General features: G+C 67.0%; 18 protein-coding genes. 10 read left to right on the top strand and 8 right to left on the bottom strand.

All coding sequences use genetic code 11. The annotated features are described in order from the left end of the window. Positions 1-12: 12 nt before the first annotated feature. Positions 13-810: a tetratricopeptide repeat protein gene (locus MTR62_RS02600; protein ID WP_244016723.1), complete on the bottom strand. Its 798-nt coding sequence runs from the start codon at positions 808-810 to the stop codon at positions 13-15. A gap of 190 nt (positions 811-1,000) precedes the next feature. On the opposite strand from MTR62_RS02600, the gene MTR62_RS02595 reads away from it, so the two are divergent. The 4 genes from MTR62_RS02595 (at position 1,001) to MTR62_RS02580 (ending at position 6,716) form a co-directional block, all read left to right on the top strand. Beyond that, positions 1,001-1,831, top strand: a complete 831-nt coding sequence (locus MTR62_RS02595; RefSeq protein ID WP_244016722.1) for a TIGR00266 family protein — start codon at positions 1,001-1,003, stop codon at positions 1,829-1,831. A 106-nt stretch (positions 1,832-1,937) separates the two neighbouring features. Next, positions 1,938-2,282 (top strand): hypothetical protein, encoded by a 345-nt coding sequence (locus MTR62_RS02590; protein ID WP_244016721.1) that lies wholly within the window; start codon positions 1,938-1,940, stop codon positions 2,280-2,282. A 135-nt stretch (positions 2,283-2,417) separates the two neighbouring features. Further along, the gene (gene glmS, locus MTR62_RS02585; RefSeq protein ID WP_244016720.1) at positions 2,418-4,241 is read left to right on the top strand and encodes a glutamine--fructose-6-phosphate transaminase (isomerizing); all 1,824 of its coding nucleotides are present in this window, start codon (positions 2,418-2,420) and stop codon (positions 4,239-4,241) included. 171 nt (positions 4,242-4,412) lie between these two features. Beyond that, a complete protein-coding gene (locus MTR62_RS02580; protein ID WP_244016774.1) occupies positions 4,413-6,716 on the top strand; it encodes a putative bifunctional diguanylate cyclase/phosphodiesterase in 2,304 nt (767 codons plus the stop codon). Between the two features lie 31 nt (positions 6,717-6,747). On the opposite strand, the gene MTR62_RS02575 is transcribed toward MTR62_RS02580, so the two are convergent. The 3 genes from MTR62_RS02575 to purS all read right to left on the bottom strand — a co-directional run bounded on the left by MTR62_RS02575 (position 6,748) and on the right by purS (position 8,733). Further along, positions 6,748-7,587 (bottom strand): aldo/keto reductase, encoded by an 840-nt coding sequence (locus MTR62_RS02575; RefSeq protein WP_244016719.1) that lies wholly within the window; start codon positions 7,585-7,587, stop codon positions 6,748-6,750. Positions 7,588-7,819: 232 nt separating this feature from the next. Next, entirely contained in the window at positions 7,820-8,497 is a 678-nt protein-coding gene (purQ, locus tag MTR62_RS02570; protein WP_244016718.1) for a phosphoribosylformylglycinamidine synthase subunit PurQ, read from the bottom strand. Then, complete coding sequence (gene purS, locus MTR62_RS02565) at positions 8,497-8,733, bottom strand: phosphoribosylformylglycinamidine synthase subunit PurS (protein WP_244016717.1); 237 nt, start codon at positions 8,731-8,733, stop codon at positions 8,497-8,499. Before purS ends, purQ begins: the two co-directional genes overlap by 1 nt. Before the next feature lie 183 nt (positions 8,734-8,916). Here purS and MTR62_RS02560 point away from each other — a divergent pair, with 183 nt between their 5' ends. The 5 genes from MTR62_RS02560 to MTR62_RS02540 all read left to right on the top strand — a co-directional run bounded on the left by MTR62_RS02560 (position 8,917) and on the right by MTR62_RS02540 (position 12,841). Next, positions 8,917-9,804 carry an SDR family NAD(P)-dependent oxidoreductase gene (locus MTR62_RS02560; RefSeq protein ID WP_244016716.1) on the top strand — a complete coding sequence of 296 codons (888 nt, stop codon included), beginning with the start codon at positions 8,917-8,919 and terminating at the stop codon, positions 9,802-9,804. A gap of 256 nt (positions 9,805-10,060) precedes the next feature. Next, positions 10,061-10,951, top strand: coding sequence for a DUF6662 family protein (locus MTR62_RS02555; protein ID WP_244016715.1), 891 nt, complete (start codon positions 10,061-10,063; stop codon positions 10,949-10,951). 15 nt (positions 10,952-10,966) lie between these two features. Beyond that, complete coding sequence (locus MTR62_RS02550) at positions 10,967-11,515, top strand: FMN-binding protein (RefSeq protein WP_244016714.1); 549 nt, start codon at positions 10,967-10,969, stop codon at positions 11,513-11,515. 10 nt (positions 11,516-11,525) lie between these two features. Further along, entirely contained in the window at positions 11,526-12,359 is an 834-nt protein-coding gene (locus tag MTR62_RS02545; RefSeq protein ID WP_244016713.1) for an FAD:protein FMN transferase, read from the top strand. A 29-nt stretch (positions 12,360-12,388) separates the two neighbouring features. Beyond that, positions 12,389-12,841, top strand: coding sequence for a hypothetical protein (locus MTR62_RS02540; protein WP_244016712.1), 453 nt, complete (start codon positions 12,389-12,391; stop codon positions 12,839-12,841). Positions 12,842-12,860: 19 nt separating this feature from the next. On the opposite strand, the gene MTR62_RS02535 is transcribed toward MTR62_RS02540, so the two are convergent. The 4 genes from MTR62_RS02535 to MTR62_RS02520 all read right to left on the bottom strand — a co-directional run bounded on the left by MTR62_RS02535 (position 12,861) and on the right by MTR62_RS02520 (position 15,992). After that, on the bottom strand, positions 12,861-13,241 hold the full coding sequence (locus MTR62_RS02535; protein WP_407672584.1) for a DUF2794 domain-containing protein: 381 nt from the start codon (positions 13,239-13,241) through the stop codon (positions 12,861-12,863). 8 nt (positions 13,242-13,249) lie between these two features. Then, complete coding sequence (epsC, locus tag MTR62_RS02530) at positions 13,250-13,978, bottom strand: serine O-acetyltransferase EpsC (protein WP_244016711.1); 729 nt, start codon at positions 13,976-13,978, stop codon at positions 13,250-13,252. A gap of 69 nt (positions 13,979-14,047) precedes the next feature. Next, positions 14,048-14,674, bottom strand: a complete 627-nt coding sequence (locus tag MTR62_RS02525) for a P-loop NTPase family protein (protein WP_244016710.1) — start codon at positions 14,672-14,674, stop codon at positions 14,048-14,050. 10 nt (positions 14,675-14,684) lie between these two features. Beyond that, positions 14,685-15,992, bottom strand: a complete 1,308-nt coding sequence (locus MTR62_RS02520; protein ID WP_407672583.1) for a heavy-metal-associated domain-containing protein — start codon at positions 15,990-15,992, stop codon at positions 14,685-14,687. A 69-nt stretch (positions 15,993-16,061) separates the two neighbouring features. Between MTR62_RS02520 and purM the strand changes: the two genes are divergently transcribed. Then, positions 16,062-17,180, top strand: coding sequence for a phosphoribosylformylglycinamidine cyclo-ligase (gene purM / locus MTR62_RS02515; RefSeq protein ID WP_244016708.1), 1,119 nt, complete (start codon positions 16,062-16,064; stop codon positions 17,178-17,180). Positions 17,181-17,202: the final 22 nt, after the last annotated feature.

Here is a 17,202-nt window from a genome sequence, read left to right as displayed (position 1 = left end):
CGCGGGCTGGCGTCAGGAGCCGATGGCCTGCATACGCTCGACATGCGAGAGCTGGACCCGGCCCGCTTCGCTATCGGGTTCGAACGCCAGCGACTTTTGCAGCAGAGTGCGCGCTTCGTCGAGGTGGCCCATCTTTTCCGCCGCATAGCCCATGCCGCGCAGCGCGCGAGCCGCCATGTCGGCGTTGGGGCCGCCCATGGTCTGGTCGGACATCTTCCAGGCGCGTTCGAACAGCGCATAGGCCTGCGGCCAATCACGGCGCGACTTGTAGAGTTCGGCGTATTCGTTGGCGAAATGCGCATCGCTCGGCGCCATTTCGGTCGCCGCGCGCAAGTCCGCTTCGGCAAGGTCACCACGGCCAAGGTCGATCAGCGCGAAGCCACGCCCGAAATGCGCATCGCACAGCGCATCGTCGATCGCGACGACTTCACCGGCCTGCGCCACGCGCGCGGCCTCACCGTCGCGCCGCGCGGTCGCGATGCAGCGGCGCGGGCGCGGATCGTTGGCGAGATAGCTGTCGGCCGCCGCGATGACCCGGTCGAAATAGGACACCGCTTTCTCGCTGTCCCCCTTGCGCAGGCGTGCGAACCCCTTGTCGAGATCGGCCTTGAGGTCGGGAGAGGCCAACGGCGTATGGATCAGCGCGGTAGGGTGCGCCGCGCGGGCGCCCGGCTCGATCAGCGCCGCATCGCGCGCGGCGGCCGGCAGGGAGAACACGCCAAGCCCCAGCGCCAGACCAAGCGCAGCCAGCCCCACCCGGCGCACCGGCTGAAGGGAATTCGGGCCTGAAATCGGATTCGTGGCGTCCAAGGCAGCTATCCTTCTCCCGGAACGAACGCCCTGCCCGGCGCTGTTCGCGCGCCTGTCTTTGGTGCGTTGGACGTTCGTTCGTTTAAGCGCCCAGAATATCCGATGAGCGCGGTTTGACAAGCAAACATTGCCAGCACACATCGTACCTGTACGCAAACTCTTGTCTGTTCGGCGAAGAATGGGAGCGACCATGTCCAACAATCCTTGGAGTCATACCCGAACATCGACGGTTGCCGACGATGTCGATTTCGAAATCAAGGGTCAGGAACTGCAATTCGTCGAGATCGAACTCGATCCGGGGGAAAGCGCGGTCGCCGAAGCGGGCGCAATGGTCTGGAAGGACGCCAGCGTCGGGATGTCGACCGTGTTCGGCGACGGTTCGGGCGGACAGGACGGCGGGTTCATGGGCAAACTGCTCGGCGCGGGCAAGCGGCTGGTGACGGGCGAGAGCCTGTTCACCACGGTCTTCACCCACCATGGCCAGGGCAAGGCGCGCGTCGCCTTTGCCGCCCCGGTTCCCGGCGCCATTCTGCCGATCAAGCTCGACGATGTCGGCGGGCGGCTGATCTGCCAGAAGGATGCCTTCCTGTGCGCCGCGCGCGGGGTCTCGATCGGGGTTCACTTCCAGCAGAAGATCATGACCGGCCTGTTCGGCGGCGAAGGCTTCATCATGCAGCGGCTCGACGGCGATGGCTGGGTCTTCGTGCAGATGGGCGGCACCGTGGTTGAGCGTGAACTGGAGCCGGGCGAGGAACTGCATATCGACACCGGCTGCGTCGCCGCCTTCACCCAGGGCGTGGATTTCGACCTGGTGCGCGCAGGGTCGGTCAAGTCGATGTTCTTCGGCGGCGAGGGCATCTTCTTCGCGCGCCTGCGCGGACCGGGCAAAGTGTGGATCCAGTCGCTGCCCTTCTCACGCCTGGCGGGCCGCATGCTCGCCGCAGCCGGATCGCGCGGCGGGCAGAACCGCGGCGAAGGCTCGATCCTGGGCGGCCTGGGCGATCTCATCGACGGCGACTGAGCCGCGCCCCCTCTCCCCTTGCGCGACGCTGCAACAATGCCCGCAAACGGCCGCAATGAAATGAACCTTCACATATCATTAACACCGAGGCGGGCACGAGGCGGTCATGGACTGGACGCAAGGACTTGGCCGGGCGATTCGCTGGGGCTGCTGGCTGGGCTTTGCCCTGTGCTACGCGCTCAATCGCTACCTCAAGTTCGCCTATGGCCAGCCCTGCATCGAAGGCCAGCCGGTTGAGGCACTGACCTGTGGCCCGCGCGCCATTGCCGAATTCGCCAACTGCGTCACGCTGATCGGGGTGACCTGCCTGATCCTCGCGCTCGTGATCAGCAGCCTGCATCACCGCCAGCGCCGTCGCCAGCAGGCGCGCGAGATCGCCCTGCGCGACACCACGCCCGACCGGATCAAGGTTTCGCTCACCCGCCGGGTGCAGGATGCCGACCCGCGCTGAGCCCGCTCCCGCGGCGGAACGGCGCCCCCTTCGAACAAATTCCGGGCTGGTCGCGGCGGCGCGCTGCGACTAACGCTGGACGAGCACAGCAACAGCGCCGGGTGATCCCCGGCCAACAGGACGAATGCGCGCACCATGTGTGGAATTATCGGTATCGTGGGCAAGGAAGAGGTGGCGGACCGTCTGGTCGACGGTCTGCGCCGGATGGAATACCGCGGCTATGACAGCGCCGGGGTCTGCACGGTGGCGGACGGGCATCTGATCCGCCGCCGCGCCGAAGGCAAGCTGGCCAATCTGGTCAAGGAGCTGGCCCACAACCCCGCCCCCGGCCTCACCGGCATCGCCCACACCCGCTGGGCGACCCACGGCGCACCGACCGCCGCCAACGCGCACCCCCACGCGACGGGCGAGATCGCGCTCGTCCACAACGGCATCATCGAGAATTTCCGTCCCTTGCGCGAGGCGCTCGAAGCGCGCGGCCGGACCTTCGAAAGCCAGACCGATACCGAAGTCGTCGCCCATCTCGTCTCCGAACAGGTCGAAGCCGGTCTTTCCCCGCAGGACGCGGTCAAGGCGGCGCTGCCCCAGCTGCGCGGCGCCTTTGCGCTGGCGATCGCGTTTCGCCAGCATCCCGAACTGCTGATCGGCGCCCGGCTCGGCTCGCCGCTGGTGGTGGGCTATGGCGAGGGCGAGACGTTCCTGGGCTCGGATGCCCTCGCGCTCGCGCCGCTGACCCAGCGCATCAGCTATCTGGAGGAAGGCGACTGGGTCGTCATCACCCGCGAGGGCGCGCAGATCTACGATGTGGACAACCAGCCCGTCACCCGTGAGATCGTGGCTTCGGGCGCCTCGGCCGTGGCGATCGAGAAGGGCAATTATCGCCACTTCATGCAGAAGGAAATCTTCGAGCAGCCCACCGTCGTCGCCCAGACGCTGAGCAGCTACATCCGTCAGGTCACCCAGTCGGTCACGCTGCCGCAGATGGACTTCGACCTTGCGGGCGTAAAGCGCATCACCATCGTCGCGTGCGGCACCAGCTATTACGCCGGGATGGTCGCCAAGTACTGGATCGAGACGTTCGCGCGCGTGCCGGTCGACATCGATGTGGCCTCCGAGTTCCGCTACCGCGACCCGGTGCTCGAACCCGGTGGGCTCGCGCTGTTCATCTCGCAATCGGGCGAGACCGCCGATACGCTGGCCGCGCTGCGCCACTGCAAGGCGCACGACCAGACCATCGCCGTAGTCGTCAACGTGCCCACCAGCACGATGGCGCGCGAGGCCGACCTGCTGCTGCCCACCCACGCCGGGCCTGAAATCGGTGTCGCCTCGACCAAGGCCTTCACCTGCCAGCTGTCGGTGCTCGCCGCGCTTGCCGCGCGGCTCGCCGTGCTGCGCGGCCGGATGGACCGCGAGGAGGAGACCCGCGTCGTCCAGCATCTGATCGAGACCCCCGCCTGCCTCAACGCCGCGCTTACCCATGACGATGAGATCGCGCGCATGGCGCACCTCATCGCCCCGGCGCGCGACGTGCTCTACCTGGGGCGCGGGCCGGACTTTCCGCTGGCCCTTGAAGGCGCCTTGAAACTCAAGGAAATCAGTTACATTCACGCTGAAGGTTACGCTTCGGGTGAGATGAAGCACGGCCCCATCGCGCTGATCGACGAGGCCGTTCCGGTGATCGTCCTCGCTCCCTCCGGGCCGCTGTTCGAGAAGACCGTGAGCAACATGCAGGAAGTGCGCGCGCGCGGTGGCAAAGTGGTGCTGATCTCGGACGCCGAGGGTATCGCCGAAGCGGGCGAAGGCTGCATCGCCACGATCGAGATGCCCAAGGTCCACCCGCTGATCGCGCCGCTGGTCTATGCCGTGCCGGTGCAGCTGCTGGCCTACCATGTCGCCTGCGTAAAGGGCACCGATGTCGATCAGCCGCGCAACCTGGCCAAGAGCGTGACCGTCGAGTAATTGCAACGGGCCCGGCGGGGATACACCCGGCGGGCCCTTGGCGGCAGGGAAATATACGTCTTTTTACGGAGCGCTAACGGGTTGGCCTTATTGCCAGGCCCCGTGAACACGAACGCGAAGCCCTCCAGATCGTCCAAGGCGCTGCCAACGCAGTTGCCCTCGCTCGCCATCATGGGCCTGACCGACCCCGACGACGGCGACTGGGTGCGGCTTCGGGGGATGCAGTTTTCGGCCCTGCCCCAGGCCTCGGCGGTGCGCCGCGTCACGCAGATCATCGCGATGCTTGCCGTTTTCGCGCTGTGTTTCGGCCATGTCGAGCCGTTCGTCCTGGCGGGCTGGTTTCTGGTCACCGGCACGGTGCTGTGGCGCAGCTATCGCATCACGCGCAATCTCGCCGGGGTCGACCGCCGCGGCATAAACCGGCGCGAAGTCGACCGGCTGCTCACCGGCTGCGCGGTCAACGCGCTCGCCTGGGCGATGCCGCTGCCGCTTTTCGGCCCGTTTATCGACCCGGCGCTGCAGATGCGCATCTGGGCCATTCTCGCCGTCCTGATGACCGCCTCCGCCGTGCTGATGCCCGCCGTGCCGATGGCCGCGCTGTTCTTCGGGGTGCTGGTCGGCGGATCGAGCGCGCTGTTCTTCCTCTTCGCCCACGCTTACGACATGGCCGCGATCAGCCTTGTCCTCGCGGGCATCGTGATCTGGGGCGCGGCCAAGTGCGCGCAACGTTTCCTCCACGCCAAGATCGCCGAAGCGGGCATCTCGGAAAAGGACGAGGTCGTCTCGATGCTGCTGCGCGAATACGAGGAAGGCGAGGCCGACTGGTTGTGGCAGACCGACACCGCGCGCCGCGTGCGCTCGGTCTCGCCGCGCTTTGCCTACGCGCTCGGCCGCGAGGCGGGCGAGCTGGAAGGCAAGCCCTTCATCGAACTGATCGCGGGCGCGTGCTGGGAAACCGGTGACTTTCACGCGGGCCTGCGCGAACTGGCCGAGCGGATCAAGCGGCGCGAAAGCTTTTCCAATCTCCTCGTGCGGGTGGTGATCGGCGGCCAGACGCGCTGGTGGGAGCTTTCGGGCACGCCCAAGCTCGACGAGAACGGCGCCTTCATCGGCTTCCGCGGTGTCGGCTCGGACGAGACCGAAGCGCGCGAGAGTTCAGACAAGATCGCCTATCTTGCCCGTTACGACACGCTGACCGGCCTGCCCAACCGGATGATGCTGACCGAGGCACTGGGTGATGCGCTCGACTATGCCGAGACCTGGCGCACGCGCTGCGCCTTCCTGATGATCGACCTCGACCGCTTCAAGGCGGTCAACGACACGCTGGGCCACCTTGTCGGCGACCAGCTGCTCGCGCGTGTGTCCGAACGCCTGCGCGAACAGATGGGCGAGCACGATATCTGCGCGCGCCTGGGCGGCGACGAATTCGCCATCGTCGTGCGCGATGCGAGCGACGCGCGCTATGTCGAGGCGCTGGCCGTGCGGGTGATCGAGCGGCTGGCCCAGCCCTACGAGGTTGACCACCACACGCTCTACGTCGGCGCCTCGATCGGCTCGGCGGTCGGCCCGCACGACGGCGCCAACGTCGAAACGCTGATGCGCAACGCCGACCTGGCGCTCTACCGCGCCAAGGATGGCGGGGGCAACGCCCACCACCGCTACGAGCCCGCGCTGCACGCCAGCGCCGAAGAACGCCGCAAGCTCGAATTTTCGCTGCGCCACGCGCTCGAGCGACGCGAACTGTCGGTCGCCTTCCAGCCGGTGGTCGATGCCGATACCGAAAGCGTGGTCAGTTTCGAAGCGCTGGTGCGCTGGAACAGCGCCGAACACGGCTTCGTCAGCCCGGCCAAGTTCATCCCGCTGGCCGAGGATACCCGCCTGATCGTCCCGATCGGCGAATGGGTGCTGCGCGAAGCCTGCCACGAAGCGATGAACTGGCCTTCGCACGTGCGCGTCGCGGTCAACGTCTCGGGCGAGCAGCTGCTCGATCACAACTTCGCCGCGAGCGTCGTCAGCGCGCTGGCCGAAAGCGGGTTGCCGCCACACCGGCTCGAGGTCGAGGTAACCGAAAGCATCTTCCTGCGCGACGGGACGATGGCCAACCAGGTGCTCGAGCGGATCATGTCGCTGGGCTGCGGGGTCGCGCTCGACGATTTCGGGACCGGCTATTCCTCGCTCGGCTATCTGCGCAAGCTGCGCTTCTCGACGATCAAGATCGACCGCTCGTTCGTCCAGGGCGCGGCCTCGGGCAATGCGGAAAGCATCGCGATCATCCGCGCCGTGGTCGCCATGGCCGAAAGCCTCGACATGTCGACCACCGCCGAGGGGGCCGAAACCGACCGCGAGGTCGAGATCATCCGCAAGCTGGGCTGCCGCAAGATCCAGGGCTATTTCTTCGGCCGTCCGATGGGCGCGATGGACGCCCGCGAAATCTTCAAGAGCCGCCACTACCTCGACCGCCAGCGCGTCGCCTGACGCAACCGCCAGCCGGGCAACCGGACTCGGCTCAGTGCCCGAAGCGATCCGCGTCGAGCATGTCGGGGTCGGGACGCCCCAGACCATCGAGCCGCACCATCTGCGCATCGCTCAGCGTGAAATCGAACACCGCCAGGTTCTGCGCCTGACGCTGTGGATTGGCCGACTTGGGGATCGCCACCTGCCCCTGCTGAACGTGCCAGCGCAGCACGACCTGCGCCGCCGTGCGCCCGTGCGCAGCGGCAATTTCGCCGATCACCGGATCATCAAGCAGCGCGCTGCCCTGCCCGATCGGGCTCCACGCCTCGGTCACGATGCCCTTTTGCGCGTGGAGCGCCAGATTGTCGTCGCGGCGGTGGTAGGGATCGAGCTGGATCTGGTTGACCTCGGGAACGAGCCCCGCGGCGAACAGCTTGTCCAGATGGGCAGGCTTGAAATTGGACGTGCCGATCGCGCGCACCAGCCCCGCTTCGCGCAGCTGGACGAGCCCTTCGAACGCCGCGACGAAGCGGTCCTGATCCGGGTTGGGCCAATGGATCAGCAGAAGATCGATGTAATCGGTGCCCAGCCGCTTCAGGCTGGCTTCGCACGCCTCGCGCACGCCCGCGACGCTGTGATGCTCGCGGTTGAACTTGGTCGTCAGCCAAAGGTCCTCGCGGGCCAGGCCCGAGGCACGTACCCCCTCGCCCACGGCCTCTTCGTTGCGGTAGTTCTCGGCCGTGTCGATGTGGCGATAGCCAAGGCCGATCGCGCTGGCGACAGCATCGGCCGCGGCCTGCCCCTTGAGCGGCCAGGTGCCAAGGCCGAGGCACGGCATCGCCGCGCCGCCGGACAACTGCACCGTCGGGGCGAGTTCAAGCTGGGTGGTCATCGAGGAAAATCTCCGCCTGCGATGCGCTCGGCAAAGCCGAGGTCAGGGCACCGGCCCGAGCGCATTTCGTCTGCGCTACCAAGCTGTGCACAGGTGCGGAGATTTCAAGAGGTTATCCCGGTGACCCGTTCGCCTGAGGCGTCCAAAGATCACCGGAAGAGCCGTATCGGCCCAGCGGCGTGACGCGCCGATGGGCAACGACGGGATCAGGTCCCCGTGTCGGGTCCTGCTGTCAGGCCCCGACCAGCGCCTTGATCGCGCTTTCGAACAGCGCACGACCGTCGGTGCCGCCATGGGTGGCTTCGATCGCGCGTTCGGGGTGCGGCATCATGCCCAGCACGTTGCCCCTGGCGTTGAGCACGCCCGCGATCGAACGCGCCGAACCGTTGATGTCTTCCTTGTAGCGGAACGCCACCTGGCCCTCACCCTCGAGACGATCGAGCGTCGCCGCGTCGGCGAAGTAGTTGCCATCGTGATGCGCGACAGGGATCGTGATCTCCTGCCCGGCCTCATATCCCGAGGTGAACAGCGAGGTCGCGTTCTCGACGGTAAGCGTCACGTCGCGGCACACGAAGCGGATCGTTGCGTTGCGCAGCAGCGCGCCGGGCAGCAGGCCGCTTTCGGTCAGCACCTGGAAGCCGTTGCACACGCCGAGCACCGGCACGCCGCGCTCGGCCGCGGCGATCACCGCCTGCATGACCGGCGAGCGTGAAGCGATCGCCCCGCAGCGCAGGTAATCGCCATAAGAGAACCCGCCCGGCAGCGCGATGAAATCCAGCCCCTCGGGCAGATCGCTGTCGCCGTGCCAGACGCGCGTGCAGGGCTGACCCGAGACCTTTTCCAGCGCCACCGCCATGTCGCGGTCGCAGTTGGAACCCGGGAACGTGATGACGGCGGACCGGAAAGCCATCAGGAGGCGACCTTCTCGATGCGGTAATTCTCGATCACCATGTTCGCCAGCAGCTTCTCGCACATGTCGCTGAGCGCTTCGTCGCTCACGCTGTCCTCGACGTCGAGTTCGAACAGGCGGCCGGCGCGCACGTCGTTGACGCCCGCAAAGCCCAGACCTTCGAGCGAGTGGTGGATCGCACGGCCCTGCGGATCGAGGACACCGGGCTTGAGGCTGACGTGGACGCGGACTTTCATCTCGGGGCCTTTCGCATGAGCAGGCAGATTCGGTAAAATGGGCCTATGGCCTTGCAAGGCCGCCGGGGCAAGTGGTGGCAGGGCGCGCAAGGCCCGTTTTACCCCCGGCAAGCGGCTTTGGGCGTTGAATGCCGCCCCGCTTGGTGCCATCGCGAAGGCCATGCCCTGCCGGAGACGCTTCCCATGACCCAGTCCCTCGCCGATCAGGTTGCCATCGTCACGGGCGCAGGCACCGGCCTTGGGCGGGCCTACGCGCTCGAACTGGCGCGGCGCGGCGCGCGCGTGGTGGTCAACGACCTCGCCTCGAACCCGGCCGAATTGGCCCCGGCCGAGCAGGTGGCCGGGGAAATCCGCGCGGCGGGCGGCGAGGCGATGGCCGACGGCGGCGACGTCAGCGACCTTGCACAGATGCAGGCCATGGCCCGCCGCGCGCTCGAGCGCTGGGGCGCGATCCACATCCTCATCAACAACGCGGGCATCCTGCGCGACCGCACCTTCGCCAAGATGGACATGGCCGATTTCGAGGCGGTGGTGCGCGTCAACCTGATGGGCAGCGCCTTTGCCACCAAGGCGGTGTGGGACACCATGCGCGCGCAAGGCTACGGCCGCGTGCTGATGACCACCTCATCGAGCGGGCTGGGCGGCAATTTTGGACAAGCCAACTACGCCGCGGCCAAGGCGGGCATCCTCGGGCTTGCCCGCACGCTGCGGCTCGAGGGCGCCAAGTACGGCATCCGCGTCAACTGCATCGCGCCGACCGCCGGCACGCGCATGACCGCCGACATCTTCCCCGACGAAGCCTACGCCGTGTTCAGCCCCGAGGCGGTTGTCCCCGCCGCGCTGTTCCTCGTCGGCCCCGACGCGCCGAGCGATGCCGTGCTCGGCGCGAGCGGGGGGCTTTACCAGAGCGCCTATGTCACCATGAACGAAGGCGTGCTCCTCCCCCCGTCCGAGCAGACCCCTGAGGCCATCGCCCGGGCCTGGGACCGGATCGACGCGCGCGCGCCCTTGCGCGTGTTCGAAAACGGCATGGAGCAATCGCACCGCGCGCTTTCCCGCCTGAAGAAGTAGGCTTTTTTTTTTGCGCCTTTCGGTCGGGCTGCCCGCGCCCTGCCCGCTCTTTCGATCGGCACCCCACAACCACCCCAGCGTTGTCGCGAGGGGACGGCGGGCGCGTCGTTGCGCCTCCAGGTTCCCCGTCCCTTCCGAGCCCCCTGTGGCATTCTTGCCATTCTGTTTCCCCGATGTGTATCGATTGTAAAAAAAGCTGTTGCGACGCATTCGCAGCAAATGTAGCTCGCAAGGCGGGATTACAAAGTGGGGGTTTATGAAAATTCAATTCGCCTGGGCGGCTGCGGCCGCCTGCCTCGTCGCGCCTGTCGCAGGGCACGCCGATGAGAACCTGTTCGGCTACAACACCGGCGCCGAAGTCCTGCCCAAGGGCTCGGGCGAGATCTATGTCTTCAACACCGTGCGCTCGGACAAGGGACAGGGGCACTACCGCGCCGTCGACACGCAGATCGAGGGCGAATACGGCGTGACCGATCGCATCCAGCTCTCGCTCGCCGCCAATATCCTCTCGATCGACACCGCCGGGCTGACCATCGACGGCTATCTGCCCAAGGCGATCGACAAGGGACCGCGCTTCTCGGGCTTCGAGGCTACCGCCAAGTTCAACGTGCTGAGCCCCGCGCTCGACAATTTCGGCCTTGCGATCATCACCTCGGCCGAATTCAACCGGCTCGACCCGCACAGCGGGCAGAAGAAGATCGAGTACGAAGCCCATACCCTGATCGCGGCACAAAAGTACTTCATGCAAGGCCAGCTGATCTGGGTCGGCAACCTGGGCCTCAAGGCCGGGTACGAAGACCGCTCCGCCATCGCCGATCTGCCCGAGGATTTCGACTGGCCGACCACGCCCGAGATGGAGATCGAGCTTTCGGCGGGCACCGGCCTGTCCTACCGCGTCGCTCCCAACTGGTTCATCGGCGGGGAGACACAGTGGACGTCGGAATACGAAACCGAAGTCGGCAACGAGCGCTGGTCGCTGTTCACCGGCCCGACCATCCACTACGGCGGCCAGAAAGTCTGGGCGACGCTGACCTGGTTTCGCCAGATCACCGGTGGCGGCGAAACCTACGAAGGCCAGACCGAGCACTTGCACCTCATCGAAAAGACCAAGGACGAGTTCCGGCTCAAGCTCGGTTACAACTTCTAAGGAGGCCTGGGTTTCATGAATCGTTCCCTCTGGACCGCGCTGCTCGGCCTGCCCGCGCTCACCTCGGCGGCGGCGCCCGCGCAGGCGGTCGACTATCTCGACCTTGACCAGGCGCAGCGCGCCGTGGTCCCCGGTGCAAGCAGCTTCGCCGCCTTCGCCGTGACGCTGACCCCCGATCAGCTCAAGCAGATCAAGGCCATCGCCCACGTCCCCCAGCGCGCCACCAAGCCGCGCGTGTGGAAAGCCATGGCGGGGGGAAGGCAGACCGGCTGGGTGATCGTCGACGAAGTGATCGGCAAGCACGAGATGATCACCTACGCGACGGGCATCGCGATGGACGGCCATGTTCTTGGCGTCGAGATCATGTCCTACCGCGAAAGCAAGGGCGATCAGGTTCGCAACCCCAAGTGGCGCGGCCTGTTTCGCGGCAAGACGGTGCGCGATGCCTTCAAGCTCAACCAGGACATCCCCAATATCTCGGGGGCGACGCTTTCGTGCCGCAACCTGACCGACGGGGTGAAGCGCCTGCTCGCGCTGCACCAGGTCGCGCTCGCCAAGGCCTGATCGGACCGGCTTGCCGACCCGCTGCCGCCCGCTTCTCGGCACTTTCGTCGAGATCACGGTCGCGCCCGAGGCCGCATCGGCGATCGATGCGGCTTTCGGCGCGATCGCGCGCGTGCAGGCGCTGATGTCGTTTCACGCCGCCGACAGCGATCTTGCCCGCATCCGCGTGGCGCAGCCCGGCGAATGCATCGAAATCGCGCCTGAAACCTGCGAAGTCCTGCGCATCGCGAGCGAACTTCACCGGGCCAGCAACGGCCTGTTCGATGTGACGGTGGGCCGCGAACTGGTCCGTGGCGGCTTTCTTCCGCGCCCCGCGCGCGGACCATTTCGCGGGCCATTTGGCTGGCCATTTCGGGGGGAGCGCGGTGCCACCATGGCCGACATCGAACTGCTCGAGGGAAACCGGGTCCGCTGCACCCGGCCGGTGCTGATCGATCTGGGCGGCATCGCCAAGGGTTATGCGGTCGACCAGGCGATTGCGGCGCTGCGCGCGGCGGGTGCCTGCGAAGGGCTCGTCAACGCGGGCGGCGACATGCGCCTGTTCGGGCCGCGTCGGTGGCCGGTGGGCCTGCGCGATGCCGATGGGCGCGTGCGCACCACGATCGAACTGGCCGACTGCGCGATTGCCTCCTCGGCCAACCTTGGTAATCGCCACCGCCGCTGGGGACGGCGCGTCACCCCGCACATCGGCTTTGGCCGCAAGCCCATTCTTTGCAAGGAGCGGGTGTCGGTCATCGCACCGCGCTGCGTGATCGCCGATGCCATGACCAAGATCGCCATGGCCGATCGCGCGCTGGCCGGGCGTCTGCTTGCCCCGCACGGCGGCCAGGTTCTGGCCGACTGAAGACTTTTGTTTCCGGAGACGTTCGAACGATGCCCCACCGCCGCACCGCCCGGCTCGCTTCCTGGCAGATCTGGCTGCTTTGCCTGTCCGGCACCGGACTGTGGCTGAGCGGCGCGGGATGGCTGCTGCTCCATTATTACGGGCAGGTCGAAGGCGAGTTCGGCCCTGAAGTGAACCCGCTCGAACCGTGGATGATGAAGCTGCACGGGCTGTGCCTGATCCCGGCGCTGCTCGGCCTTGGCGGGCTGTTCGTCGCGCACGTCCCCAAGGGCTGGAACCACACCGCCCAGCGCCTTGCCGGGATCGTGTTGAGCCTCGTTCTCACCGTACTCGTCAGCAGCGGCTACCTGCTCTACTACGCCGGGGGAGAGACGCTGCGCGCAGGGTCCAGCCTGACCCACTGGGTGCTTGGCCTGGCCCTGCCCGGAGCGTTCGTATGGCACTATCTCAACGGGAAACGCGTGCGCAGGAAGCGCAAATAGCCCTCTTGCTCAAAGCGGCTCAGTCGACGACTTTGAGCAGCTTGCGCTCAAGTGGGCTCAGTACGCCCGAGAGGTCGTGCCCGCGCTTGAGCACCTGCCCCGCTTCGCCGAACAGCGTCCACATGCCCTGCCGCGCGCGCAGAGCGGGGCGCTTTTCGATCCGCGCCTGCGGGCGCTCCGCCGCGCGGCGAAAGGCGGAGAAGTGCGCCGCGTCCTTTTCGAAATTCATCGCGTAGTCGCGCCAGAACCCGGCGGCGACCATGCGGCCGTAGAGGTTGAGGATCTTCTGCAGCTCACCGCGCTCAAAGGCGATCTGCAGCGGCTTTCGCCCCGGAAAGGCGACGATGCCGCCCCCTACCCCCGTATCCGGCGCGCCGAGCGGTCCGACAGGTCCCGACACGCGGGCGCTCAAACGCCCTTGCAGGCCGGCTCTTCGGGCGCGCGCGCGGCGCGTTCGAGCGCCTCGTGCGCGGCGCCGAGCGCCTGGGTCATCGCCACCACTTCCTTGCGCAGCGCCTCGATCTGCTCTTCGAGCTCGTCGACCCGCTGGTTGGGCGCCGGTTCGCATGGCTCGCGGCAGGGCGTGCCGTAGGGAATGAACTTCTTGGCGTAGGTCTCGGCCGTGACCAGCGTCGAACGGGCCTTGACGCCGATCATCGTCGCGCCTTCGGGCACGCTTTCGGTGACCACCGCGCTCGCCCCGATGCGCGCGCGCTTGCCGATCGTCACAGGGCCGATAATCTGCGCGCCCGAACCCACGATCACGTTGTCCTCAAGCGTCGGGTGGCGCTTGCCGCCAACGCCGTTGGTGGGGTTCGAACCGCCCAGCGTCACGCACTGGTAGATCGTCACGTTGTCACCGATGTGCGCGGTCTCACCGATCACGGTAAAGCCGTGGTCGATGAAGAAATTCTTGCCGATGGTCGCGCCGGGATGAATGTCGATCGCGGTGGTGAAACGCGCGAAATGGTTCACCGCGCGCGCCAGGAAGAACAGCCGGGCGTTGAACAGGCGGTGCGAAATGCGATGGAAGAACAAGGCCCATACGCCCGGATAGAGCAGCACTTCCCAGCGCGAACGCGGGGCCGGGTCGCGCGCGACGATGGAATCCAGGTAACGGACGAGCTTTCCAAACATGGCAGCGAATCTCCCATCAATCGGCGCGCGTTGCAAGCTTTTGCGCGCTCTGGCCGCAAGGCCCGAGGCTCAATCGGGCGTCTGGGCCCCGTTTCCGAATTCGGCCAGAGCCTCGCGCCAGATCGCCATGTTGGGCGGTTGCTTGCGTTCCAGGCTCAGCCGGTCGATCGCGGCGACCAGTCTTTCAGCGCCCAGATGGCTACGCACCGCGCGCGCTGCAAGATAGGCGCTCGCCGAAGGATCGAGCACGAGGTGGCGCATCTGCGCGTGAACGTCGATCAGCTCGGCGAGCATCTCATCGTCAGGCTCTTCGATTTCCAGATCAAGCGCAGCGCCCAGCCGGGAGGCAAGATCGGGCAGGCGCACCTGCCATTTGCCCTTGCCCTTGCCCCGCTTGCGGTTGGTGATGAGCAACAGCGCCCGGCCGGTTTCCTGCGCCCGGTTCCAGGCGTGGAACAGCACGTCCTCGTCCACCGTCTCGGCGTTGTCGATCACCTCGCCCGCACCGCCATCGGCGAACCAGTGGCCCAGCAGCGTCTTGCCCGAACGCGGCGGGCCGTAAAGAATCGCGGTGTGGAAAGGCCAGCGTTCGGGATCGGTCAGCGCGTCGATCGCCGGCGCGTTGGCCTCGCCCACGACGATGCGCGGCGGACTGTCGTTCGAAGCCGACAGGGGAAGAGCAATCTGCCTTGGCACCCCAGCGTCCTTACCGGCTGATCCGGATCGTGCTGCCGGAACCCGACACCTGCCAGCCCTGCCCGCGCAAGGCCGAGGCCAGACGCTCCGAGCCGCCCTTGACGGTGACCCGCATGACCGAAGTTCCCCCGATCGCGAGGCTGACCGTCGCCGCCCCGTCGACGCCCGAAACACCGCGCACCGCCGAAAGCGCGGCATCGACCGCAGCCGCATCGGGGGTGACGAACTGGACGTTGATCGTCTCGGCCGGAACGCCGCTGACGTCCTCGGTCATGATCGTGGGCGGCGGGATCGGCACATCGGACGCATCCGATACCGCCGGTGCGCTGCCACCCGGCAGCAGCTTGGCGCGAAGCTGCGCGAACGCGGCCTCGAGCGCGGTGTTGCCCGCGCTCAGCGTAGCGTCAGGCTTGAGCAGACCTTGCGCGAGCGCGTCGCGATAGAGCGCATCGGTCCGTTCGACCGCCGTCGCCATCATCGCATCGAGCGCCTGTTCGGACGAGGCCTGAAGCGAGAAGGTGCCCAGGAAGGTGTTGTCGGGGCCATAGCGCGCGGTGAACGTGCCCTTGATCGGGCCACCGGGCCACTGGCGTTCGAGCCGGGCTTCGGGGATCAGCACGTCCGAGGCGTGGAACTGCCCCAGCACCGTGCGCCACCACAGGCGGCTGCGGCGGCTGGGCTGACCGGCGGTGAGAATCAGCGATTCGCCGCCCGCGCCCGACGGCCGCACGTAATCCACCGGGCTGGCCGAGGCCTGGAATTCGGCCCAGGCCTTCTGCCAGGGGCCGCGCATCTCGAAAACCTGCTGCACACCGCCCTGGATGAGCACCGGGATCACCAGCATCGGCGCCGAACGCGGCATCGCGCCCGCACCGCCGACGAACTGGCTGGCCTTGGCCTTGTCGAAGATCACGCCGAGAGTCGCAATGTAGCGATGCGGACCAACCTGTTCCTTCTCGATCACGATCGAGGAGACCATCGCATCGATCGATTCGGCGGGCATGTCGGGGCCACCGGCCTTTTTCCACGCCTGGACTTCGGCATCCTTCCAGCCTTTGAGCCGCGCGTCCGCGCCGGTCGCCGCGGTCTCGTCGACATGGATGCCGTCCACCTGGATGTCGGACGAATTGGCCAGCGGCGCGATGCCGCGATCGCCGTCGACTTGCGCGGGAAGCCGCGTAAATCCAGCGATTGTGAGCGCCAGAACGGCCGCGCCTGCGAGGCTCAAGGCCAGTGTCTTGCGCGAAATTCGGCCCTTCTGAGAGCCGCCGCGCACGCGGCCTGGCCGCGGTGATGAAGTGAGGATCGATAAAGTCATGTTCAAAACCGTGGGCCTTTTGCCCAAACGGGAATGGAAATCCAAGTCACAAAGCATTATGCGGCCGCAATGTCCGACGATAACTCTCAGCAGAGCTACTCCTACGAGCAGGCCGGCGTGTCGATTGCCGCTGGTAACGCGCTCGTCAAAGCCATCGCCCCGCTGGCGCGCGCCACGGCCCGCCCCGGTGCCGACGCCGACCTTGGCGGCTTCGGCGGTTTCTTCGATCCCAGGGCGGCGGGCTACACCGATCCGCTGCTGGTCGCCGCCAACGATGGTGTGGGAACCAAGGTCAAACTGGCGATCGACCACGACCGCCACGACCAGATCGGCATCGATCTGGTCGCGATGTGCGTCAACGATCTCATCGTGCAGGGCGCCGAGCCGCTCCTGTTCCTCGACTACTTCGCCACCGGCAAGCTGGAGAACGGCGTTGCCGAGCGCGTGATCGCGGGCATTGCCGAGGGCTGCAAGATCGCCGGTTGCGCGCTGATCGGGGGCGAGACCGCCGAAATGCCGGGCATGTACGCGGCGGGTGACTATGACCTTGCGGGTTTCTGCGTCGGTGCGGTCGAACGCGGCGAACAGCTTACCGGCGAAGCGGTCCAGGAAGGCGACGTGCTGCTGGGCCTGGCGTCCTCGGGCGTCCACTCCAACGGCTATTCGCTGGTGCGCCGCCTGGCCGCCGACAAAAGCTGGAAGCTCGATCGCCCGGCGCTGTTCGACCAGGAAACGCTGCTGATCGACGCGCTGATCGCGCCCACGCGCATCTACGTAAAGAGCCTGCTGCCCTTCGTGCGCCCGCAGGACGCCAAGCCCGCACGCATCCACGCGCTCGCCCACATCACCGGCGGCGGCCTGCTTGAAAACATTCCGCGCGTCCTGCCCAAGGGCCTGCACGCGCGCATCGACGCCGACGCCTGGGCGCAGCCGCGCCTGATGGCCTTCCTCCAGGCGCAGGGCAACATCGAGCCTGCCGAAATGGCGCGCACCTTCAACTGCGGCATCGGCATGGTGCTCGCGGTGGCCGCCGACGATGTCGCCGCGATCAAGGCCGAACTCGAAGCCGCCGGGGAGACCGTCCACGTCATCGGCGCGATCGAGGCGGGCGAAAAGGGCTGCACCGTGCAGGGCTCGGCCGACACCTGGTCGGCGCGCGAGACCTGGCAGGCCGTCCACATTGGCTGAAACGGCTTCGGACGCGCGGGCT

Origin of the sequence: Novosphingobium organovorum (genome assembly GCF_022832435.1) — a bacterium.
Taxonomy (GTDB): domain Bacteria; phylum Pseudomonadota; class Alphaproteobacteria; order Sphingomonadales; family Sphingomonadaceae; genus Novosphingobium; species Novosphingobium organovorum.
This window is presented reverse-complemented; position numbering and strand designations above follow the sequence as displayed.